The 2,680-nt window shown below is 69.6% G+C and carries 1 protein-coding gene; it reads right to left on the bottom strand.

What is annotated here, in order from left to right; translation table 11 throughout:
- The coding region (gene nifJ, locus VIM19_00005; protein ID HEY5183302.1) for a pyruvate:ferredoxin (flavodoxin) oxidoreductase at positions 1-2,680 on the bottom strand (2,680 nt) is incomplete at both ends.

The following is a 2,680-nucleotide window of genomic DNA, read 5'->3' as shown; positions in this document are numbered from 1 at the left end:
CGGCAGCCTCCATCAGGGCCCGTACCGTCTGGACCTCGTTGGCCCCGAGCGCAATCTGCGCGACATACACGTGGCCGTACTGCATCGCGAGAGCACCGAGGTCCTTCTTCGGAGTCTCCTTGCCGGCTGAGGCGAACTTCGCGACCGCGCCCCTCGGGGTGGCCTTGGACGCCTGACCGCCGGTGTTGGAGTACACCTCCGTGTCGAGCACCAGCACGTTGACGTTCTCCCCCGAGGCAAGGACGTGGTCGAGGCCGCCATACCCGATGTCGTAGGCCCACCCGTCGCCGCCGATGATCCACACGTCGCTGCGCACCAGGGTGTCGGCGAGGCTCGACAGGTGCCGCGCGACGGGGTCCGGCCCGATCGCATCCAGCCGCTCGCGCAGGCGTACGACGCGCTCCCGCTGTGCGGTAATACCCGCCTCGGCAGACTGGTCGGCCTCAAGGATCTCGCCGGCCAGTTCGGGACCGACCTTGTCAGCGAGGGTGCTGACCAGCTCCCGTGCGGTCGCCCTGCCCTTGTCGGCGCCCAGACGCATGCCCAGACCGAACTCCGCGTTGTCCTCGAACAGGCTGTTGGACCAGGCAGGGCCGCGGCCCTGCGCGTTGCGGCTCCACGGCGTGGTCGGCAGGTTCCCGCCATAGATCGAGGAGCATCCCGTGGCGTTTGCCACGATCATCCGGTCGCCGAAGAGCTGGGTGAGCAGCCGCAGGTATGGCGTCTCGCCGCACCCCTCGCAGGCGCTGGAGAACTCGAACAGCGGCTGGAGCACCTGCGACCCCTTGATGGTGTCGTGCGCGAGCAGCCCCCGGTCCAGCGGCGGGATGGTCTCGGCGAACGCGTAGTTGGCTCGTTCGCGTGCCCGGTGCTCGGCAACCGGCTCCATGTTGAGGGCCTTGTGCCCGACCACGCTCTTGCTGTTGGCCGGACACTGCTCCACACACACCCCGCACCCGGTGCAGTCGTCGGGGGCGACCTGGATGCTCAGCAGGTGCGGGGTGGTCAGCTCGCGGGCGGTGAAGTCCTTGGACTCGAAAGTGTCCGGCGCGCCTTGCAGGGCGTCGGGGGTCAGCACCCGCATCCCCATCGCGTTGTGCGGGCAGACGATCGCGCACTTGCCGCAGTCGATGCAGATGTCCGGGTCCCAGATCGGGATCTCCTGGGCCAGCGCCCGCTTCTCGTACCGGGTCGTCCCGGTCGGGAAGGTTCCGTCCACCGGCAGCGCGCTGACCGGGAGCAGATTCCCCTCGCCGGCCATGATCCGGGCGGTCACCCTGGTCACGAAGTCCGGCGCCCCGACCGGGACCACCTCGTGCAGGGGCGTGGTCGAGGTCACCTGTGCCGGCACGGTGAGCTCGTGCAGCTCGGCCAGGGACGCGTCGATGGCGGCGAGGTTGCGCTCGACGATCTGGTGTCCCCGCCGGCCGTAGCTCTTCTTCACGGCGGCCCGGACCGCGTCGATGGCCTGCTCCTGGGGCAGGATCCCCGAGAGCGCGAAGAAGCACGGCTGCATGACGGTGTTGATCCGCCCTCGAAGGCCGAGGTCACGGGCCACCCGATGCGCGTCGATGACGTGAACCTTCAGGCTCTTCTCGATGATGGCCCGCTGGACCCGCTCGGGAAGCACGTCCCACACCTGGTCGGCCGGGTACGGCGCGTTCAGCAGCACGGTCGCTCCCGGCCGGGCCACGGCAAGGACGTCCGCAGTGGTCAGGAAACCGAACTGGTGGCAGGCGACGAGGTCCGCCTGGTCGATGAGGTACGTCGAGCGGATGGGCTCACGGGAGAACCGCAGGTGCGACACCGTCATCGCCCCGGCCTTCTTCGAGTCGATGACGAAGTAACCCTGGGCGTGCAGGTCGCTGCTGCGGCTGACGATCTTGACGGTGTTCTTGTTGGCGCCGACGGTGCCGTCCGAGCCCAGTCCGTAGAAGACCGCGCGCACGTCGCCGGCCGGCGTGGGCAGCACGAAGTCGGGGTCCGGGCGCACCGACAGATGGGTCACGTCGTCGACAATGCCAACCGTGAACCGGCGACGCGGGGCCTGCGCCGAAAGCTCGTCGAAGACGCCCTTGACCATCGCTGGGGTGAACTCCTTGGACGAGAGCCCGTAGCGGCCACCAGTCACCAGCGGCATTGCCAGAGGCTCTCGCTGTCCCTCTGAGGCGGCTTCAGCCAGCGTCGCCATCACGTCCAGGAAGAGCGGCTCACCATACGACCCGGCCTCCTTGGTGCGGTCCAGGACGGCGATCCGGCGGACGGTGGGCGGCAACGCGGCCACCAGCGCGGCAGCGGGGAACGGCCGGTACAGCCGAACGGTGAGCACGCCCACCCGCTCCCCGCGACGGTTGAGCTCCTCGACGGTCTCCTGGGCGGCGCCCGCCCCAGACCCCATGATCACGATGACCCGGTCGGCCTGCGGGTGCCCGTCATAGTCCACCAGCCGGTAGGCGCGCCCGGTGCGCTCGGCCAGCCGGTCCATCGCATCCTGCACCGCGGCCGGCACCGCGTCGTAGAAGGGGTTGACGGCCTCGCTGGACTGGAAGAAGACATCCGGGTTCTGTGCCGATCCGCGCAGCACCGGGTGCTGGGGGCTCAGCGCCCGTCCGCGGTGGGCCATGACCCCGGTGTCGTCGACCAGGGCCCGCAGGTCGTCCTGCCCCAGCCTGATCACCCC

It is taken from the genome of Actinomycetes bacterium, assembly GCA_036510875.1.
Lineage (GTDB): Bacteria > Actinomycetota > Actinomycetes > Prado026 > Prado026 > DATCDE01.
Note: the sequence above shows the minus strand (reverse complement) of the source record. Positions and strands in the feature narration are given on the sequence as shown.